General features: G+C 70.0%; 20 protein-coding genes and 1 pseudogene. 10 read left to right on the top strand and 11 right to left on the bottom strand.

Annotated elements, in window-relative coordinates:
• Positions 1-255: 255 nt before the first annotated feature.
• The gene (locus G6N64_RS07365) at positions 256-3,249 is read left to right on the top strand and encodes an MMPL family transporter (protein ID WP_163796282.1); all 2,994 of its coding nucleotides are present in this window, start codon (positions 256-258) and stop codon (positions 3,247-3,249) included.
• Positions 3,246-3,767 carry a helix-turn-helix domain-containing protein gene (locus G6N64_RS07360; protein WP_163796281.1) on the top strand — a complete coding sequence of 174 codons (522 nt, stop codon included), beginning with the start codon at positions 3,246-3,248 and terminating at the stop codon, positions 3,765-3,767. The genes G6N64_RS07365 and G6N64_RS07360 overlap by 4 nt, the downstream gene beginning before the upstream one ends.
• Before the next feature lie 3 nt (positions 3,768-3,770).
• Here G6N64_RS07360 and G6N64_RS07355 read toward each other — a convergent pair whose 3' ends face one another.
• Both G6N64_RS07355 and G6N64_RS07350 read right to left on the bottom strand, forming a co-directional pair.
• On the bottom strand, positions 3,771-4,460 hold the full coding sequence (locus tag G6N64_RS07355) for a hypothetical protein (protein WP_163796280.1): 690 nt from the start codon (positions 4,458-4,460) through the stop codon (positions 3,771-3,773).
• Positions 4,457-5,056, bottom strand: a complete 600-nt coding sequence (locus tag G6N64_RS07350; protein ID WP_163796279.1) for a hypothetical protein — start codon at positions 5,054-5,056, stop codon at positions 4,457-4,459. The genes G6N64_RS07355 and G6N64_RS07350 overlap by 4 nt, the downstream gene beginning before the upstream one ends.
• An 83-nt stretch (positions 5,057-5,139) precedes the next feature.
• On the opposite strand from G6N64_RS07350, the gene G6N64_RS07345 reads away from it, so the two are divergent.
• Positions 5,140-7,167 carry a M13 family metallopeptidase gene (locus G6N64_RS07345; protein ID WP_163796278.1) on the top strand — a complete coding sequence of 676 codons (2,028 nt, stop codon included), beginning with the start codon at positions 5,140-5,142 and terminating at the stop codon, positions 7,165-7,167.
• 87 nt (positions 7,168-7,254) lie between these two features.
• Here G6N64_RS07345 and G6N64_RS07340 read toward each other — a convergent pair whose 3' ends face one another.
• Positions 7,255-7,746: a hypothetical protein gene (locus G6N64_RS07340; protein ID WP_163796277.1), complete on the bottom strand. Its 492-nt coding sequence runs from the start codon at positions 7,744-7,746 to the stop codon at positions 7,255-7,257.
• Positions 7,737-8,309: an RNA polymerase sigma factor gene (locus G6N64_RS07335; RefSeq protein WP_246231004.1), complete on the bottom strand. Its 573-nt coding sequence runs from the start codon at positions 8,307-8,309 to the stop codon at positions 7,737-7,739. Before G6N64_RS07335 ends, G6N64_RS07340 begins: the two co-directional genes overlap by 10 nt.
• Positions 8,310-8,401: 92 nt before the next feature.
• Here G6N64_RS07335 and G6N64_RS07330 point away from each other — a divergent pair, with 92 nt between their 5' ends.
• From G6N64_RS07330 to G6N64_RS07305, 6 genes are all read left to right on the top strand, one after another.
• On the top strand, positions 8,402-8,890 hold the full coding sequence (locus tag G6N64_RS07330) for an Asp23/Gls24 family envelope stress response protein (RefSeq protein WP_163796275.1): 489 nt from the start codon (positions 8,402-8,404) through the stop codon (positions 8,888-8,890).
• Entirely contained in the window at positions 8,887-9,186 is a 300-nt protein-coding gene (locus tag G6N64_RS07325; RefSeq protein WP_163796274.1) for a hypothetical protein, read from the top strand. Before G6N64_RS07330 ends, G6N64_RS07325 begins: the two co-directional genes overlap by 4 nt.
• 294 nt (positions 9,187-9,480) lie before the next feature.
• Positions 9,481-9,660 carry a hypothetical protein gene (locus G6N64_RS07320; protein WP_163796273.1) on the top strand — a complete coding sequence of 60 codons (180 nt, stop codon included), beginning with the start codon at positions 9,481-9,483 and terminating at the stop codon, positions 9,658-9,660.
• A complete protein-coding gene (locus G6N64_RS07315; RefSeq protein ID WP_246231002.1) occupies positions 9,653-10,036 on the top strand; it encodes an Asp23/Gls24 family envelope stress response protein in 384 nt (127 codons plus the stop codon). The genes G6N64_RS07320 and G6N64_RS07315 overlap by 8 nt, the downstream gene beginning before the upstream one ends.
• The gene (locus tag G6N64_RS07310) at positions 10,033-10,596 is read left to right on the top strand and encodes a DUF6286 domain-containing protein (protein WP_163796271.1); all 564 of its coding nucleotides are present in this window, start codon (positions 10,033-10,035) and stop codon (positions 10,594-10,596) included. Before G6N64_RS07315 ends, G6N64_RS07310 begins: the two co-directional genes overlap by 4 nt.
• Positions 10,593-11,156: a hypothetical protein gene (locus tag G6N64_RS07305; RefSeq protein ID WP_163796270.1), complete on the top strand. Its 564-nt coding sequence runs from the start codon at positions 10,593-10,595 to the stop codon at positions 11,154-11,156. Before G6N64_RS07310 ends, G6N64_RS07305 begins: the two co-directional genes overlap by 4 nt.
• A 575-nt stretch (positions 11,157-11,731) precedes the next feature.
• Here the strand turns inward: G6N64_RS07305 and G6N64_RS07300 are convergent.
• From G6N64_RS07300 to G6N64_RS07270, 7 genes and pseudogenes are all read right to left on the bottom strand, one after another.
• Positions 11,732-13,222, bottom strand: a pseudogene (locus G6N64_RS07300) (HNH endonuclease signature motif containing protein); the annotation flags it as partial.
• A gap of 57 nt (positions 13,223-13,279) precedes the next feature.
• Complete coding sequence (locus G6N64_RS07295) at positions 13,280-13,948, bottom strand: alpha/beta hydrolase (RefSeq protein WP_163796269.1); 669 nt, start codon at positions 13,946-13,948, stop codon at positions 13,280-13,282.
• Between the two features lie 12 nt (positions 13,949-13,960).
• Complete coding sequence (locus G6N64_RS07290; RefSeq protein WP_163796268.1) at positions 13,961-14,923, bottom strand: squalene cyclase; 963 nt, start codon at positions 14,921-14,923, stop codon at positions 13,961-13,963.
• Positions 14,924-14,942: 19 nt separating this feature from the next.
• Positions 14,943-16,028: a L,D-transpeptidase gene (locus G6N64_RS07285; protein WP_163796267.1), complete on the bottom strand. Its 1,086-nt coding sequence runs from the start codon at positions 16,026-16,028 to the stop codon at positions 14,943-14,945.
• 157 nt (positions 16,029-16,185) lie between these two features.
• The gene (locus tag G6N64_RS07280) at positions 16,186-16,677 is read right to left on the bottom strand and encodes a GNAT family N-acetyltransferase (RefSeq protein WP_246231000.1); all 492 of its coding nucleotides are present in this window, start codon (positions 16,675-16,677) and stop codon (positions 16,186-16,188) included.
• 26 nt (positions 16,678-16,703) lie between these two features.
• On the bottom strand, positions 16,704-17,009 hold the full coding sequence (gene ricR, locus G6N64_RS07275; protein ID WP_163801498.1) for a copper-sensing transcriptional repressor RicR: 306 nt from the start codon (positions 17,007-17,009) through the stop codon (positions 16,704-16,706).
• 16 nt (positions 17,010-17,025) lie between these two features.
• A complete protein-coding gene (locus G6N64_RS07270) occupies positions 17,026-17,628 on the bottom strand; it encodes a DUF305 domain-containing protein (RefSeq protein ID WP_163801497.1) in 603 nt (200 codons plus the stop codon).
• A gap of 82 nt (positions 17,629-17,710) precedes the next feature.
• On the opposite strand from G6N64_RS07270, the gene ilvD reads away from it, so the two are divergent.
• Positions 17,711-19,432, top strand: a complete 1,722-nt coding sequence (ilvD, locus tag G6N64_RS07265; protein WP_163796266.1) for a dihydroxy-acid dehydratase — start codon at positions 17,711-17,713, stop codon at positions 19,430-19,432.
• Positions 19,433-19,481 lie beyond the last annotated feature (49 nt).

The following is a 19,481-nucleotide window of genomic DNA, read 5'->3' as shown; positions in this document are numbered from 1 at the left end:
CGGCGTCGTGGACTCTCGTCGAGCGGCAACGATCCGTGTCCCCGACCCGTCGTCGCCGGAGGCCATGGTGCCATCCACCGCCGCCGCCCGCACAATCCACTCAGCTAAGCCTCAGGTCACCGGTGAACCGCCCTCGGACCCGGCCTCACCACCCCCTCGGGGCGGCTCGCGGGCGGGCAACCCTACCTGCTACTGCGGTACGCTCCAGTCTACGAAACGCCGGGAAGAAGGCCGAGGTTCGTCATCCAGCAGTTCATGATGCGCTTGAGCGGCAACCTGCGCAGATACCGCTGGGCGGTGTTCGCGGCATGGCTGTTCCTGCTCCTTCCGTCGGTGTACCTCGCGCTGACGAACTCCGGCAACCTCGTCGGCGGCGGTTTCGAGGTCTCGGGCTCGCAGTCGCTCAACGTCGAGTACCAGGTCGAGGACCACTATCCGGATCAGGGCGCCTCTCCCCTGGCGCTCGTCGCGGCCCCCCGGGCCGACGCGTCCTACGCCGACATGACCGCCGCGGTCTCCGAACTCGAGCGAATAGCGGCGAGCGAACCGCGCGTCAAGATCGTCCCCAACCCGCAGCAGCCGCCGCCGCAGCCCGACCGGCCGTACGTGCTGTCGCTGCAGACCGGGTTCGACAGCGGCAGCACCGACATCGCCAAGAAGTTGCGCAAGGACGTCGGCATCGACGGCGAGGAGGCGGGCCAGACCGCTGACGGCAGGGTCCGGCTGTACGTGATCGGTCAGGGCGCACTGAGCGCGGCGGCCGGTGAGGCGACCAAGCACGACATCGCCCAGGCCGAGAAGTGGAACCTGCCGATCGTCATGATCGTGCTGCTCGCGGTGTTCGGGTCGCTGGCCGCAGCCGCCCTGCCCCTGCTCCTCGGCATCTGCACCGTCGCGGTCACGATGGGCTTGGTCTTCCTGCTGTCGACGATCACCACCATGTCGGTGTTCGTGACGTCGACGGTGTCCATGTTCGGGATCGCGCTGGCGGTCGACTACTCCCTGTTCATCCTGATGCGCTTCCGCGAGGAGTTGCGGGCGGGCCGAGACGCCGAACAGGCGGCGGACGCCGCCATGGGTACGTCCGGGCTGGCGGTGCTGCTGTCGGGGCTGACGGTGATCGCGTCGATGACCGGCATCTACCTGATCAACACCCCCGTGCTGTCGTCGATGGCGACCGGTGCCATCCTCGCCGTCGCCGTCGCCGTGCTCACCTCGACGACGCTGACGCCGGCGGTGCTGCGGACGTTCGGCAAGCACGCCGCCAAGCGCTCAACCTACCTGCACATGTCGCGCCGCCCCGACACCACGCAGTCCCGGTTCTGGACGCGGTGGGTCACGTCGGTGATGCGCAGGCCGTGGATCGCGGCGGCGGCCGCGACCGCCTGCCTCCTCGTGCTCGCGGCGCCGGCCTTCGCGATGACGCTCGGCAACAGCCTGCAGCGGCAGTTCGAGCCCACCCACGAGATCCGCGGCGGCATCAACGCCGCAGCGGAGGCGCTCGGTCCGGGTGCGCTGGGACCTATCCGGGTTCTGGTGTCGTTCCCCGACGGCGGGGCCAACCAGCCCGCGAACGCCCCGACGCTGACCGCGATCGAGCAGCGGATCACCGAGGCGCCCTACGTCGTGAACGTCTCGCCGCCGGTGTTCGCCGACGACAACCGCAGCGCGCTGACGTCGGTGGTGCTGTCCATCGACCCCGAGGACGCCGGCGCCCGCGAGACCGTCGACTGGCTGCGGAGCAACGTGCCGCAGGCGGCAGGCGACCGCGCGACGATCGACGTCGGCGGTCCCACGGCTCTGCTGAAGGACTTCGACGACCGCGTGTCGGCCAGCCAACCGCTGGTGTTCGTGTTCGTCGCCCTGATCGCGTTCGTCATGCTGCTGATCTCGATCCGCTCGGTGTTCCTCGCGTTCAAGGGCGTCCTGATGACGGTGCTGTCGGTGGCAGCGGCCTACGGCAGCCTGGTGGTCGTCTTCGAGTGGGGCTGGCTGGAACCGCTGGGATTCGAACCGCTGACGTCGATCGACAGCACCATCCCGCCGCTGGTCCTCGCCATGACGTTCGGCCTGTCGATGGACTACGAGATCTTCCTGCTGACCCGGATCCGGGAGCGGTTCGTCCAGACGCAGAACACCCGTGACGCCGTCGCCTACGGCGTGAGCACCAGCGCCAGGACCATCACCAGTGCCGCGCTGATCATGATCGCGGTGTTCGTGGGGTTCGCGTTCGCCGGCATGCCGCTGGTCGGTCAGCTCGGCGTCGCGTGCGCGGTGGCGATCGCGGTGGACGCCACCATCGTCCGGCTCGTGCTGGTGCCTGCGCTGATGGCGATGTTCGCCGAGTGGAACTGGTGGCTGCCGCGCTGGCTCGACCGCATCCTCCCGTCGGTCGACTTCGAGAAGCCGCTGCCCAAGGTCGACATCGGCGACCTGGTCATCATCCCGGAGGACATCTCCGAACTCGGTCCGTCGGGCAGCGACATCCGCACCGTCGTCCGCACCGCCGCGAAGCTCAAGAACCTGGCCCCGCACGCGATCATCGTCGCCGACCCGCTGGCGTTCAGCGGCTGCGGCCCCGCCCGGATGAGCCGGGTGGTCCCGGCCGCTCAACCGCAGCTCGTCGGGTCCGCGGTCCGCGCGACCTCCGGCGGCGCCGCAGCCGGATCGGCAGACACCGTCCGCATCCCCACCCGCACCGGCGGCAGGTTCGGCTCCCGCAGCGGCGGCGCGAACGGCAAGCGGACGGCGCCTGCCACCGTGCACCCGGTGACCATGTGGCGGGGCCGGCTGGCCGTCGCCCTCGACGCGCTGCAGACCACGTCCGATCCCGACGCGCCGGTGCTCGAACGGCGCAAGCCGATGGAGACCACCAACGTCCTGCTGCCCACCGGCGACCGGCTGCAGATCCCCACGGGCGCCGAGACGCTGCGGCTCAAGAGCTATCTGATCGTGTGCCGCAACTCACGGCGCGACTTCGCGGAGTTCGCCGATCTGGTCGACTCGATGGAGACCCTGACCGCCGCGGAAGTGCTGGCCCGGATGGACCGGTACTACTCTGGGAACCGCTCGCGCAGACAGTGGGTGGCCACGCAGCTCATCAGGCGGCTGGCCGACCCCCATCCGTCGGACCTCGACGACGACCCGGCCGACGGTCAGACGCCGGACCCCGACCGGGAGGCGGACTGGGAGCGGGTGCGGAGTCGCTGCCTATCCGTGGCGGTGGCGATGTTGGAGGAGGCTAGGTGACGTTGTCCGCTGACACGCGGAACACGCGCAGCGATGACGCCGCTTTCGGTCGTCCGCGCCCCCCCTCCCCCCAGCGCCCCCAGATCGACGATCGCCCCGTCGAGTTCTGGCCTACGTCGTCCATCCGCGCGGCCCTCGACACCGACGACCTCACCGTCTGGCAGCGCATCGTCGTCGCGGTCAAGCGCGATCCCTACGGCAGGACCGCCCGGCAGGTGGAGGAGGTGCTCGAGACGGCACCGCCCTACGGCGTCTCCAAGGCACTGGCCGAGGTCCTCGTCCGGACCCGCGCCCATCTCGAGGCCAACGAGTGCGCCGAGGTCGCGCGCCACGTCAGGCTGCTCCTCGAACGTTCCGGCCTCGGGCAGCAGGAGTTCGCGTCGCGCATCGGGTTGCCCCCGGCCACGCTCGCGACCTACCTGGAGGGCACGGACTGCCCCGCCGCGTCGCTCATGATCCGCATGCGCCGCCTGTCGGACCGCTTCGCCAAGATCCACGACGATCGCACCGACCGCTGATCCCTAGCGGGTGTTGATCGGCGTCACGTCCACCACCAGCCACGTACCGCCGTCCTTGGTGAGCGTGATGCGCAGTGCGTACGTCGCGACGTCGGCGGGCTTGCCCGGGGCGTTCTGCGTGCCGCGCATGACGACGGCGACGCTCGCCACGGCGGGGCCGATGGCCTCGACGCCCGCGGAGATGGTCTCCGCCTGACCCGAGATGTTCTTGCTCGTCAATTCCTTTGCCACGGTGGAGAAGTCACGTCGGTAGACCTCGGCGCGCTCCGGTGTCATCAGGCCGGTGGCCCGGTTGATCGAGGCGTCCGGATCCTGTGGGGTGAACGTCGCCGACGCCTCGGCGACGCTGCTCGCGATGCCGGTCACCTCGGCGATGTCGGCGCGCATGTCCCGGTCGGGCACGGTCCACTGCGTGTAACCGACGACGACCGCGGCGATCAGCGCGGCAGCGGCCACCGCGGCGACGGCCAGCCGGAGCCCGGGCCCGTCGTCATCGGTGCCGACCGTGACGCCGTCGCGGCGGTAGAGCACGAAGTCCACGACCATGCCCTGCAGGATCAGCAGGCACAGCACTGACGTCACCGCGACCCACCACACCGGCCACTGCAGCGCGACGCCGACGAAGATCAGCGCGGCGATCGCCGCGAGCGGGGCGAGGACGTCGAACAGCGCGACGCGCAACCGGTTCCTCATCGCAGTGCCTCCAGCTTGGAGACGAGCAGCTTGCCGTTGACGTCGGAGACGCCCAGCCGCAGGTTCCACCGGATGGGCTTCGGGGCCGCGTTGCCCGCGTTCGTGCTCACCGAGGTCGCGACGACGATCACGGTGTCGGTGCGCGACGCGACGGTCGACAGCTCGGGCTGCGGCCCGGCCGGCTTCTGGCCCGGGAGGTCGTGGTGCAGCGACTCGATCGACACCGACTCGACCTGGCCGGTGGTCTGCGACTGCAGCTTCGCGACGAGTTGCCGGAACGGTTCGACCGTCGTGTCGAAGTCGGCGTTCAGCTGACCGACCGTGCCCTCGTGCAGCGTGCGCAGGCTCTCGTCAATGGTGCCCGCATTCATGTTGACCAGCACGTTGGTCCAGTCGACCGCGGCCTGCAGCACCTCGGTCTGGTAAGTCCGCTCCTCGGCGTCGCTGCGGTGGCCCGACCAGATCATGAAACCGAGGACGACGGCCGCGACGGAGAGGACGCCGAGCACGGCGGACGCGATGCCGTAGCCGGTGATCGTGCGGTCGGACGTCGTCTCGGTGGGCTCGCGCTGCGCTTCTGCGGGCTCGTCGGGCATGGGCGTGAGGGTACCCGGCAGCCGAATTCGCCCGGCCGACCTCGCCCCGGCGAGCATCCCCCGCCCGGTGGCAGGATGGCAGGGTGACGCTTGAAGCCATCAGATCCGGTATCGATCTCTCCTACGTCGACGACGACGCCCGCCCGCAGGACGACCTCTTCGGTCACGTCAACGGGCGCTGGCTCACCGAGTACGAGATTCCCGCCGACCGCGCGACCGACGGTGCGTTCCGCACGCTCGCCGATCGGGCCGAGGAGCAGGTGCGGGAGTTGATCGACGAGTCCGCTGCCGCTTCCGGCGGGCAGGAGCGCAGCGACCCGGGGAATACCAGCGCGCCGGAGGGCACCGAGGAGCAGCGCGTGGGCGACCTCTTCGCGAGCTTCATGGACGAGGCCGCCGTCGCCGCCGCGGGTGTCCGGCCGTTGCTGGCCGAACTCGCCGCCGTCGACGAGGCCGCCGACCACGACGCCCTGGCCGCCGTCCTCGGCGCTCTGCAGCGCGTCGGCATCGGCGGCGGGACCGGCGTGTACGTCGACACCGATTCCAAGGACTCGACCCGCTACCTGCTGCACTTCTCGCAGTCCGGGCTCGGGCTGCCCGACGAGTCGTACTACCGCGACCCGCAGCACGCGGACATCCTCGCGGCCTACCCCGGCCACGTCGCCCGGATGTTCGGGCTGGTGTTCGGCGAGGAGCCGCAGCCCGGCGAATGGCAGGCAACGGCCGAGCGCATCGTCGCGCTCGAGACCGAACTGGCCGCCGCACACTGGGACGTCGTCAAGCGCCGCGACGCCGACCTGACCTACAACCTGCGCCGCTTCGCCGAGCTGCCCGACGAGGCACCGGGATTCGACTGGTCGGGCTGGGCCGCCGCACTGGGCACCACCGGCGAGCAGATCGCCGAGATCGTCGTCCGGCAGCCCGACTACCTGACCGCGTTCGCGGCGCGGTGGGCCGAGCGCGACCTCGAGGACTGGAAGAACTGGTTGCGCTGGCGGGTCATCAGCGCGCGCTCCGCGATCCTCACCGACGACGTCATCGCCGAGAACTTCGACTTCTACGGCCGCAGGCTGTCGGGCACCGAGCAGATCCGGGACCGCTGGAAGCGCGGGGTGTCGCTGGTCGAGGGCCTCCTGGGCGACGCGGTGGGCAAGCTGTACGTCGAGCGCCACTTCCCACCCGGGTCGAAGGCCCGGATGGACGAGCTGGTCGAGAACCTGCGCAAGGCCTACCGGGTGAGCATCGGCGACCTCGAGTGGATGACGCCGGAGACGCGGCAGCGCGCCCTGGCCAAGCTCGACAAGTTCACCCCGAAGATCGGCTACCCGGCGCGGTGGCGCGACTACTCGGCGCTGGTGATCGACCGCAACGACCTCTACGGCAATTACGTGCGGGGCCAGGCCGTCGAAACCGACCGCGAACTGGCGAAGCTCGGTGGGCCGGTCGACCGCGACGAGTGGTTCATGACGCCGCAGACGGTCAACGCCTACTACAACCCCGGGATGAACGAGATCGTCTTTCCCGCCGCGATCCTGCAGCCGCCGTTCTTCGACGCCGAGGCGGACGACGCCGCGAACTACGGCGGGATCGGCGCCGTCATCGGCCACGAGATCGGCCACGGCTTCGACGATCAGGGTGCCAAGTACGACGGCGACGGCAACCTCGTCGACTGGTGGACCGACCACGACCGCGCCGAGTTCGGCCAGCGCACCAAGGCGCTCATCGACCAGTACGAGGAGTTCGTGCCGCGCCAGCTCGACGAGGGCCAGCACGTGAACGGCGCGTTCACCGTCGGCGAGAACATCGGCGACCTCGGCGGGCTGTCGATCGCGCTGCTGGCGTACGAGCTGTCGCTGGAGGGCAAGGAGGCCCCGGTGATCGACGGGCTGACCGGCGTGCAGCGGGTGTTCTACGGGTGGGCGCAGGTGTGGCGGACGAAGTCCCGTGACGCAGAGGCGATCCGGCGACTCGCCATCGACCCGCACTCGCCGCCGGAGTTCCGCTGCAACGGCGTGATCCGCAACATGGACGCCTACTACGACGCGTTCGACGTCACCGAGTCCGACGAGCTGTATCTCGAGCCCGCCTCGCGGGTGCGCATCTGGCGCTAGCCTCAGCGGAGAAGCACCGACGACACCCCTCGTCGGGCGCCCGGGGAGAGCGAGATGGTGGTCGGCGGCGTTCGCGACCCGCGACGGTCAGTCGCGGAGCGGATCCGTGTCGTCCGGGTCCGGCCCGTCGGTGACGACGTCGGTGAACACCAGGTCGATCGGCACTCCCGCGGCGCGGTCGCCGAGGGTCTCGGCGAGGACGTCCTCGATCGCGGTGCGCACCACGCCGCCGGTGGGTCCGAGGCGGGCGCCGTAGTGGCCCGCGAGGTCGACGCGTACGGCCGTCAGCCGCTCGTCGACGACCCTGATCTCGACGCCGTCGAGTTCCACGTCGGCCATCGTCCGCACCCGGCGGGCGATCTGACCGCTCAGCGCCAGATCGGTGACGGCGATCCCGCCCGGGGCGACGCCGGCGGCGGGGTCCTCGGCGCGGATCGGCCAGCCCTGCCGCGGGGTGGCGCGCACCCGCGCAAGTACCTGTTCCACGACGGCGTCCCACCCCGGCTCGGGGGTGTCGCGCAGTACGTCGCGCGCACGCTCGAGGATCCGTTCGGAGATCGGGTCGGTAGTCATCGCCATCGCTGCAGTCGTTGGGCCAGGGTGGTACGCGCACGGTGATGATGTCCTCGCGCCGCGTCGGGACTCAAACTCAGGATGTCGCCAATCTGCGGAAACGTCAATCGCTCAATGTCTCTCAGGATCCACACCTCACGTTGACGCACGGGCAGTTCGGAGAGGGCGACCTCCAGTGCGGCCAGGAACTCGTGATTCGACACCGACGCGAACGGATCGGATCCCGCGGACGTGTCCGCCGGATCGACCAGCCGGTCGTCGATGGGCTGCGCGACGCGCACGCGCCGCGAATCGACCACCTTGCGCGCGCAGATCGCGAACAGCCAGGTCCGGACCGACGAATCGGCGCGGAAGTCCTCGATCCGGCGCCACGCAGCGACGAACGTCTCCTGGGCGATGTCGGCCGCCGCGCCCTCGTCGCGGACCATGCGCCGCGCGTAGCGGTAGAGGGCGGGACCATGTCTGCGGACGAGCACCTCGAACGCGCTCCGGTCGCCTGCGGCAGCCGCGGCGGCCAGGTATCGGTCGTCCCCGGCGTCCTCGTCGGTGGACTCCGCTGTGCTGTACACCACATCCTCACGACGTTCGGTTCACGACCCGGGCTGCGTCCAACCTTATGTACGAAAGATCAACCCCGTTACGAGTTTTCACAGGAGAAATCATGACCAGCGCAAAGACCACCGACGGCCAGGCCACCTCGTCGACTTCCCCGGCGTCGACCGTAGCCCCCTCGAGCCCCAGCGTCCTGCAGACCACCCACGGCAAGACCGTGATCGCCGACACCGTCGTGTCGAAGATCGCCGGGCTCGCCGCACGCGAGGTGCACGGCGTCTACGACCTGGGTGGCAACACCTCGCGCGTCGTCGGCTCGCTCCGTGAGCGCATCCCGGGCGCCACCACCAACTTCTCGCAGGGCGTCTCCGTCGAGGTCGGCGAGAAGCAGGCCGCCATCGACATCGACATCGTCGCCGAGTACGGCGTCTCCATCGCCGATCTCGCCGGTGGCATCCGCCGCAACGTGATCGCCGCGATCGAGCGCATGACCGGTCTCGAGGTCATCGAGGTCGACATCACCGTGCACGACATCCACGTCGTCGACGACTCCGACACCAAGACCGACGACGATCCCCACGCCGCACGCGTCCAGTGACCGGCACCGAGCCCTCGGCCGCGGCTGAGCCCGCCGACCGCCTCGCCGCGGTCGTGCGGGCCATCCCCGGCGTGGCGGACCTGCACTCGGGCATGTTCGGCGAGGTGGGCACCTACCTGCCGGGGCGGCGCGTCCCAGGCATCCGCCTCACCGACGACACCGTGCAGATCCACCTCAGCGCGCTCGTCGGTTCGCCGATCCGCGACGTCGCCGCAGCCGTGCGGCGCGCGGTGACCGCCGAGTACCCCGGGCTCGCGGTCGACGTCACCGTCGAAGACGTGATCGAACCGGCATGACCCACCCGCACGACAGACTCGGCCGAGCCGCTGCACGCAGGGCCGCCGCCAGGGCGCATCACCCCGACGCCGGCGGCTCTGCGTCAGCGTTCATCGCAGCCTTGGCCGAGATCGACGCGCGACGCCCAGAACCATCCGTGGTCGTACGCACCACCGGAGGCCGGCGGCGTGCAGCACTGCGCCGTTGGTGGCGCAGACGTGCCACCCGCCACTACGTGACGCTCCCGCACTGAGCGTTCCCCACTTTTCGCTTCACCCGAACACCTGAACCATCCAACCGATACGGAGATCGACATGACCACTTCGACCGTGGGCCTGCTGGCCGGCCTGTTGCTCGGCGTCGCCGCAGCCGCAGGCGGTTTCACCGGCTTCCTCGTCGCACTCGTGCTCGGCGCCATCGGCTACGTCATCGGTGGACACCGCGATGGCGAGTTCGACGCGACCGCACTGCTACGGGGACGGGGCCGTGGCTGACGAACCCGGCGAGCCGCGCGACGACGACGTCGCCACGCGTGGGCGCCTCACCCTGAAGGATCGCGTCGCGGAACGGATCGCCACCCGCGCCGCGCTCGACACCCATGGCGTGCGGAGCCACTCCGGCGCCGTCGGCCGACTGGTCGGTCGCGATCTCCCGCGCACCCACGTCGCCGTCGCCGGAGACCGCATCCGCGCAGAGGTGGACATCGCGGTCGCGTGGTCGCATCCGCTGCCCGCCGTTGCGGCCGCCGTGCACCACAACGTGACCGCGGCCCTGACCGACCTGGCCGGGCTGCACGTCGACGGTGTCACCGTGCGGATCGACCGCATCGTCGTCGATGACGACGTCCGTCCGGAGAGGACCGTGCTGTGACCGCCACCGTCGACGCGACGCCCACCGTGGAACCCGCGAAGGCGCACGCACCCGTCGCGTCCGCCGGGGCGACCTACGTCGGTGCCGCATTGAGCATCGTCCTGATCGCATTGGGCGCCATTGCGATTCGCGACGCCGCCGTCATATTCGACTGGGTCGGGGGACGACCGTGGTCTGGGGCAGCCATCGACGCCGTCGACGGACTCCGGCCGGCTCCGTGGCTCGTGCCGGCAGCGGTGATCGTCGCCCTCGTCGGGCTCGTCTGCGTGGTCGCCGCGCTGAAGCCGCGCAAGAAGATCGGCCGCGAGGTCACCGCGCACACGTCGGTGTACCTCGAAGACGACGCCGTGGCGCGGCTGGCCGGCACCGCGGTGCGCGCCGTGCCGGGAGTGCTGAAGGCCCACGTCCGGGCATCGCGCTCGACCGTCGTGGTCCGCGCCGACGTGACGACCACCGCCATCACGTCGGAGACGATCACCGCCGCCGTGCGAGAGGCGTTGCAGCCGTTGACCCGTCAGCCCAGCATCAAGGTTCGAACGAAGACCGGAGGACCCTCGTGACCCGCACCGCCGTCACCCTGGATCGGGTGGCCTCGTTCGTCATCGGTGCGCTGCTCCTCGGCGCGGCTGCCGTGGCCATCCTGTGGTCGCTGAACCGTTTGTCCGGTGCGCCCCGTGAGCTGTCCGCGAAGCCGGTGCTCGACGCCAGCGGGCAGGGATGGTGGCCGATCGCACTGCTGGCGGGCGGTGTGCTGCTCGTCCTGATCGGGCTGCGCTGGCTCGCCATCCACCGGCCTGCCCGACGCATCTCCGACTTCACCCTGAGTACGCCGGGTGGCGATCAGCACTTCACCGCCGACCTGGGCTCACTCGCCGATGCCACCGCCGTTGCGGTGCAGGCTCATCCGGCCGTGCGGTCCGCCAAGGCCGTCGCCATCGAGGATCGCGGCCGACCCACCGTCGTCGTGCGAGCCACCGTCGACGCGGCGTCGCGGCTGCACGACGTGGTCGCCGCCGTGGACGAGGCCGCCACCACCGCGGTCACCATGCTGGGTGACGGCGACGTAGCCGTGATCACCCGGGTACGGCTGCCGCGCAATGATCGTCGCGGGGTGCGCTAGAGCGTCCCGCGCCTGACGGCCGCGCCGAGACTCGGAAGTTGGCGGGTATCACCCGTTCTCGCCAACCGGCAACCGACGTCTCGGCGCGCGCTCGTCGTTGGAGGGTGCGTTGACTCCCCACGTTCTCGCCTCACAACAAGCGTTCGGCCCTGGCACCGAGTGGTGCTGGGGTGGCGGGTGCGGCGGCGCTAGGCCGCGGCGGTGTCGGGTGGGCCGCGTCCGTCGGCGTGGGGGTGGATGCGCAGCAGGGTCCAGCCTGCGTCGCGGAGGCGGGTGTGGTGGGGCGGGTCGGGATCGGTGCTGTCGGCTCGCGCCGGGAACGGTTGAGTCCCGACGGGCGTGGCCATGAACGCGAGGGTCAGCGCTGCCAAGTGGTCGGAAGTGGTTGCGGGCGTGGGGGTGCCGGGCTCGTGGTCGGGCTGCATTGGTGTCGGCTGCGGCTCCGGCGACCCCTGTGGCTCCGGCAGCGGCTGCTCGAGCCCTTCCTCGGCATGTGCCTCTGCGGGCCCCGGCTCCGACGGCGCCGCCCCCGGCGACCCTTGTGGCCGCGGGTCGAGCCCTTCCTCGGCAGGTATCTCTGCGGGCGCCGGCTCCTGCGGCTCCGAGTCCTCTGCGCCCGGCGGTTGTCGCAGGCTGGCGGATCTGCGTCGGGGCGCGTCGCCGTCGTCGGCGGCGCCGCCGTCGCCCGTGTCGTCGTGGGGTGGGCGTAGGAGTAGTTCGGGGCGGTGGTGGTAGTTGATGGGGGTGTGGCCGTTGTCGAGGTCGGGTGGGGGCTGCCATTCCACGTCGCCGCGGTCGGTGATGGTGGTGGTCCAGCCGCCCTCGCCGACGAGGCGGTTGTCCGCGCCGCACGCCAACGCCATCTCATCGACGTTGGTGTTGCCGCCCTGGGCCCAGTCGGTGACCGCGTGATGGACCTGGCAGCCGTACGCCCCGACCGGGCATCCCGGTTTGGTGCAGCCCCCGTCGCGGGCGATCAACATGATCCGTTGCGCGGGGGAGGCGACCCGACGGGCCCGAAACAACTCCAACGCCGACCCGCTGGCCTTGTCGAACACCGCCAGGTAGTGGTGGGCGTGCGCCCCCATCCGCACCACGTCCTTGATGGGCACGGTGGTGCCGCCGCCGGTGACGCCGACCCCGGCGCTGGACTCCAGGTCTTGGAGGGTGGTGCGGATGATCACCGACACCGGGAGCCCGTTGAGCCGGCCGAGGTCTCCACTCATCAACGCGATCCGCCCGATCACGATCAGCGCGTCGTGCTGGCGTTGCGCGCGGGTGCGGTGATCACCGTCGATCTGGGCCTGGCTGGGGGTGCCCGAGGTGCACGGGTCGGGGTCGGCGGGATTGCACATCCCGGGTGCGGCGTACTTGGCCATCAGCGGCTCCAGCACCGCCGCCGCCTCCGGGCTGAGTTGGCCGCTCATCGTTCTGGTGCCGTCAGGCCCTTGCGGGCCGATCTCCACACCCCGGGACTGCTGGGGTTCGGTGTCGTCGGGTTCGGGGCCGTCCTGGTCGAGCAGGAACAGCCGCATCTCCGCGGCGTCCTTGAGGTCCTTGGGTCCGACGGTGACCGCGATCCGCACCAGGTCCACTTCGATCTGGTCGCGGGTGGGGGTGTCCACCCACGCCGGCATCCGGCTCATCGCGTCGCGCAGGATCTTGACGTGTTCGGCGGTGATCGCTCCGACCGCCTGGGCGGCGGCCACTGCGGGTAGCAGCGGCGCCAACGGTTCCCCGGTCAGACCCGTCCGGGGTGCGAGGTCGGCGGCTTCGGCCAGCCGGCGGCTCGCCTCGGCCGCAGACACCCGCCACCGCAACCGCAGCACCTCGTTCCAGGACTTCGCGCCCATCCCCTGGGGGGTGGTCTCGGCCTGCAACCGGGCCAGCAGGCGGTGGCGTTGGGTGGGCATCTGACACGCCATCGCCTCGAACTCGTCCCACACGGCCAGCACCTGGGATCGGGTCAGCAGATCGATCGGCAACGCGGCGAACGCCTCGTAGTCGGCGCGCAGCCGCCCGACCGCCTCCCACGCCGCCTCCGCCTGCATACTTCGAACATACATTCGAACACCGACAAGCGGGGCTAAATCGCGAAGATTCCGACGCGGACATCCGCTGAGTCACGCTGCGCCGCAACGACCGAACGCCCACCCGACCATCACCGGAAACTCACGCTCCCAGAACCCGTCACCGTGCGACCCGGCCCGCTCGTGCATGACGACGTCGGCCCCGGCATCGCGCAAGGCGTCCGCCCATCGCGTGGCGTTCTCGAGGAAGAACGGCTCCGACGTACCTGCGACGAGGTACGCCCGCGGAAGCGGCTGCGGCATCGACGCCGGCGGCCGATAACCCGCCCCCGGTGAGGCGCAGAGGACCGCGCCATAGATGTCGGGATGCCGAAGCCCCAGCGCGAGAGCGAGTTCCGCACCAGCGGAGACTCCGAGGATTGCGGTTCGCTCGGCCAGCAGCTCCACTCCGAACCTCGACGCGGTCCATCGTCGGACGTCGTCGACGAAGAATAGTTCGTGCGCCGCGAACCGGTCGGGATCGAAGTGCGGTGAGTACTCGTGCAGACGGAGAGTCTCATCGGCCGGCCGGTGAGCGGCGACGATCATCGTCGAGGGCACGCCATCCGATTCGAGAAGCCCTCCCCAGGGCGAGATCACCTGTCCGTCACCAGCGAACACGATTGCCTCTGGTGGGTCCGGTGGGACGTACACCGTGACCTTACGCCCGCCGTCGTAGCCGAACGTCTCGGTGACGAAGTCCCCTGCGGATGGACGAGCCATGCTACGGCGTCGTCATGACGACCGCGCGGCGTCCCACCACGCCAGCACGCGAGTTGCGTACAGCGTCAACCACTTCGACGGCTCTCCGACGCCGGCGTCGACCTCGAACCACTCCCTGCCCGGCGGGCGACCGGCCTGGAGCCAGGTGCCGTCGTCGCGGCGTTGCGCTCGGATGAGTTCGATGGCCTCGGCCATCCGTGGGTCCGGTGCCCGCCCATCGGTCAGTGCGGCGTCACGGAAGTAGTCGGCGGCGTTGAGCACGCTGTAGCGCCAGCGGAACGGATGGCCGAACTCCGTCACCCACGGCGCCACTGGCTGGCCGGTCGAGAGCCGACGGAACAGGCTGCGCTGCAACAGATATTCTTCGCCGGCCCGGCGTGCGGCGCGAGTGGCGGCAGTGCCGCCCGTCGCCACCTCGAACGCGAGCAACCCCTTCAGCGCATTCAGCGTCGAGTGGAAGGACGACCGGGTCGAGCCCTCCACCCACTCGCAGTTCCAGCCGCCGTCGGGCAGGCGATGCTCGACGAACCACCGAGCCAATTCGGCGACGTCGAGACCGAGCCAGACTCCGTTCGCCACCGTCCACGCGTTGATGCAGCAGTCGACCTCACCGCCCCAGTACGGCAGGTCGTCGTACTCCCACCGACTGTTGGTAGCGAGCAGCTCGGCGGTCCGCCGCTCCTGGAGGACGGAGGGGTCGAGGCCCCACTCCCGCAAAGAGTTCAGCGACCAGGTCGTCGCCGTCCACGGCTGACCGGTGTCGCGCTCGGGCCCGTCGAAGTCGAAGTCGGCGGGGAAGAAGGCGCCGCCGGCCCACTGGCCGTCGTCGTCCTGGAGCGCGAGCAGGCGGGCACCGAAGCCCTCCGTGGCGACCCGCGCCCGAGTGGACCGCCAGACCACGTCCGGAGCACCGGCGAGGTCGCGCTCCACCCGCCAGCGGATCGCCGGATCGGAGTCCAGTAGCCAGTCGAGCACGTGCGCGGCGTGAGAACGCCTAGAACATCTGCCAATCCGACGCGCCGTCGGGCTGGTTGTAGAGGCCGACGGAGTTCTTGATGACGACGGGGTCGCCACTGCCGAAGTTGTCGTAGAACCACTGGGCGTTGGCAGCGCTGAGGTTGATGCAGCCGTGGCTGACGTTGCGCTTGCCCTGGTCACCGACCGACCACGGCGCGCCATGCACGAAGATGCCGCTGTTGTCGATGCGAACGGCGTCCTGCACCTTCAGCTTGTAGCCCTCCGACGAATTCACGGGGACGCCGTAGGTGGACGAATCCATGACGATGTCGGCGAAGCGCTCCAGCACGTAGTAGGTGCCGTTCTTGGTCTCGTGCTTGCCGTCTTCCTTGCCCATCGACACGGGGAAGGTCTTCTCGAGCTGGCCGTTGCGCCGGATCTCCATCTGGTGCGTCGCGTCGTCGACGGTGGCCACCAGGTAGTCACCGGTGCGGAAGCTGGACTTGGTGCCACCCGCGTCGATGTTCACGGTGGTGTTGGCGGGCCAGAAGTTGATCGGGCGCCAGCGCAACTGGGTGTCACCGGTCCAGTAGAACCGTCCGGGCACCGCAGGGGTCGACGAGATGTGCACGGCCTGCTCGGCCATCGCGCGGTCGACGATGGGCCGGGCGAAGTTGATGTAGATCGGCTTGGCCACACCGACCATGGACCCGTTGACCGGGTTGAAGGTCGGCGGCGCGAAGACCGGCTCACCCGTGTAGGGCAGCGGGTTCTGGCCCGCGGGCGTGCCCTCGGGAACGGCGGCGGGTGCGCCGTAGTTGTTGAGCGGCGCCGCCGGTGCGGCGGGCGCGAGTGGATCGGCCGGTGCCAGCGGATCCACCGGCGCGGCCGCCGGAGGGGCGGCAGCGGGTGCCGGGGGCGGATCCCACGGCATCGGGGGCATCTGGAACGGCGGCGGTGCCGGCGCGGGAGGCGCGTCGATCACCGCGGGGTCGGGAGCCGGCTCTGCCAGCGCCGACGGCGTACCGACGACTGCTCCTCCGACCAGCACACCGGCGACGATCGCGATGCCTAGTTTCTTCAGTGCCTTCGTTGGCAACCCGTACGACGTCCCTTGCGGCATTGCGCCACCTCCATAACCCAAAAACTGACCCCAGTGTGTCACAGCGCCGGCACCCACTCCTGCCGTCGACGGCCCCTGGACACCCGTCCAGCAATGCGTGAACGGGCGACGAGCCGCCGCTGATCTGCTGTGTAGTTCGGTTCCCTGCCGCCATCCGTTACCTCTTCAGCGCTGAGAACGGACTCAGCGGGACCTCCGGACACGCGAGTTCCCACCGCCAGACCGTGCCCTCCTCCTCGTCGGGGAACGTGCCGAGGAATCCGAACCCGATCCGCTCGAGCACCGACGTGGAGGCGCTGCGGTGCGATGCGGTGTGCGCGAGGACGGTGTGGACGTTCCCGGCCGCGAAGGCCTGGGCGGCGAGTGCGCGGGCGGCGCCCGTGGCGCGGCCCCGGCCGCGGTAGGCGGGGGCGATCTCGTAGCCGATCTCGACGACCCCATCGTCAGGCGGGCCGACGAAGCCGCCCGAGCCGACCAGGACGTCGTCGTCGAAGAACAGGTGCAGCCACCACTGCGCCTGCGCGGGCCGCTCGCGCAGGACGTCGATGGTGAACTCGATGCCCTCGTCGAACTGAGGCCATCCGGCGGGCACGGGACTGCCGACCAGTGCGGCGAATTCGTCGGCGTCGCGGCGCAACGCCTCGAGCACCGGAATGGTCGCGGCGACGAGACGGATCAGGAACGCACCAGGCGCGCGATGGCCGCCGACGCCTCGGCGAGCTTGCGTTCGGCTTCGTCACCGCCCTCGGCGACGGCGTGCGAGACGCAGTGTCCGAGGTGCTCGTCGAGCAGTCCCAGGGCGACCGACTGCAGCGCACTGTTGACCGCACTGATCTGGGTGAGCACGTCGATGCAGTACTTGTCGTCGTCGATCATCTTCGCGATGCCGCGGACCTGGCCCTCGATGCGTCGCAGCCGCTTGGCGTAGTTGTCTTTGTTCGTCGAATAGCCATGCAGTGCAGCGTCGTTCGACTCCGCCATGTCAACCTCGGTCACGTCACTCTCCCAACATCGACTTCATCTGGGCGATCTCCGACTGCTGCGCGTCGACGATCGACTCGGCGAGCTTCTTCGCATCGGCGTCGGCGCCGTCGGCGATCTCCGTCTTGGCCATGGCGATGGCTCCCTCGTGATGGCCGATCATCGATCGGAGCCACAGCGTGTCGAAGTCGGCGCCCTTCAGCGTCTTCAGCTTCTCCATCGTGGCCCCATCGACCATTCCCTGCATGTTCATCGCGCCCATGTCGTGGCCCTCGTGCCCGGTCTCCGAGCTGCCGGTCCACTCCTTCAGGAACGCCTGCATCTGCCCCACTTCTGGCTCCTGGGCCTTCGAGATCGCGGCGGCGAGTTCGACGACGGCGGGATCGGACGAGCGGTCGGGCACGAGCGCCGACATCTCGACGGCCTGCTCGTGGTGCGGGATCATGTCCTTCGCGAAGGTCACGTCGGCGTCGTTGAACGCCGCGGGCTGAGCACCTTCGGAGGCGCCGTGGGTGTGATCGGTGTGGCCGTCCGAAGCCGGCGTCTCGGTGCAGCCTGACACGAAGAGGACCGCGGCGAAGGCGGCCGCGAGGGCAAGGAGGCGGGGCGTTGGCGTCATCACCCGGCCCACCCTACCGGATACCCCCATGGGGTATGAAAACGTTTTGGCTGCCTAACGGTTCAGGCGCATAATCGACCGCATGCCCTCAGGTCCCACCGACGCAACCACCACCACCCATGACGTCAAGCCCCGGAGCCGCGACGTCACCGACGGCCTCGAGAAGACCGCCGCCCGCGGCATGCTGCGGGCCGTCGGCATGGGCGACGACGACTGGGTGAAGTCCCAGATCGGCGTCGCGTCGTCGTGGAACGAGATCACCCCGTGCAACCTGTCCCTGGACCGGCTGGCGAAGTCCGTGAAGGACGGCGTGCACGCCGCGGGCGGCTTCCCCATGGAGTTCGGCACGATCTCCGTCTCCGATGGCATCTCCATGGGCCACGAGGGGATGCACTTCTCGCTCGTCAGCCGCGAGGTGATCGCCGACAGCGTCGAGACCGTGATGATGGCCGAGCGCCTCGACGGCTCCGTCCTGCTGGCCGGCTGCGACAAGTCGCTGCCCGGCATGCTGATGGCGGCCGCGCGCCTCGACCTGGCCAGCGTGTTCCTCTACGCCGGCTCGATCATGCCCGGCAAGGCCACGCTCACCGACGGGACCGAGCGGGACGTCACGATCATCGATGCGTTCGAGGCCGTCGGCGCCTGCGCGCGCGGTCTGATGTCGCGCGAGGACGTCGACATCATCGAGCGCGCCATCTGTCCGGGCGAGGGTGCCTGCGGCGGCATGTACACCGCCAACACCATGGCGTCCGCAGCCGAGGCGCTCGGCATGTCGCTTCCCGGATCGGCGGCGCCGCCCGCCAGCGACCGTCGCCGCGACGGCTACGCCCGGGCCAGCGGTGAGGCCGTCGTCGAACTGCTCAAGCGCGGCATCACGGCCCGCGACATCATGACCAAGGAGGCGTTCGAGAACGCCATCGCCGTCGTCATGGCGTTCGGCGGATCCACCAACGCGGTGCTGCACCTGCTCGCGATCGCGTGGGAGGCCGGTGTCGAACTCACCCTCGCCGACTTCACCCGCGTCGGCGCGAAGGTGCCCCACCTGGCCGACGTGAAGCCGTTCGGCAAGCACGTCATGTTCGACGTCGACCGCATCGGTGGCGTCCCCGTCGTGATGAAGGCGTTGCTCGACGCCGGGCTGCTGCACGGCGACTGCCTCACCGTGACCGGCCGGACCATGGCCGAGAACCTCGCCGACATCGCCCCGCCCGACCCGGACGGCAAGGTGCTGCGCGCGCTGACATCGCCGATCCACCCCACCGGCGGCATCACGATCCTGCACGGGTCGCTGGCCCCCGAGGGCGCGGTCGTCAAGTCCGCGGGCTTCGACTCCGACGTGTTCGAGGGCACCGCACGAGTCTTCGAGCGCGAGCGCGCCGCACTCGACGCGCTCGAGGACGGCACCATCACGGGCGGCGACGTCGTCGTCATCCGCTACGAGGGCCCCAAGGGCGGCCCCGGCATGCGCGAGATGCTGGCCATCACCGGCGCGATCAAAGGCGCGGGTCTCGGCAAGGACGTGCTGCTGATGACCGACGGCCGGTTCTCCGGCGGCACCACCGGGCTGTGCGTGGGTCACGTCGCGCCGGAGGCCGTCGACGGCGGACCCATCGCGTTCGTCCGCGACGGTGACCGGATCAGGCTCGACGTCGGCAAGGGCACGCTCGACCTGCTGGTCGACGCCGACGAACTCGAGTCCCGCAAGGTCGGCTTCGAGCCGCTGCCTCCCGTCTACACCACGGGCGTGCTCGCCAAGTACACGAAGCTCGTGCACTCGGCGGCGACGGGCGCGGTCTGCAGCTAGCCGTCCCCTACCGCGCCGAACGTTGGTTACCATCACGCTTCTTCGCGAA

This window comes from Mycolicibacterium sediminis (assembly GCF_010731735.1).
GTDB lineage: Bacteria > Actinomycetota > Actinomycetes > Mycobacteriales > Mycobacteriaceae > Mycobacterium > Mycobacterium sediminis.
Note: the sequence above shows the minus strand (reverse complement) of the source record. Positions and strands in the feature narration are given on the sequence as shown.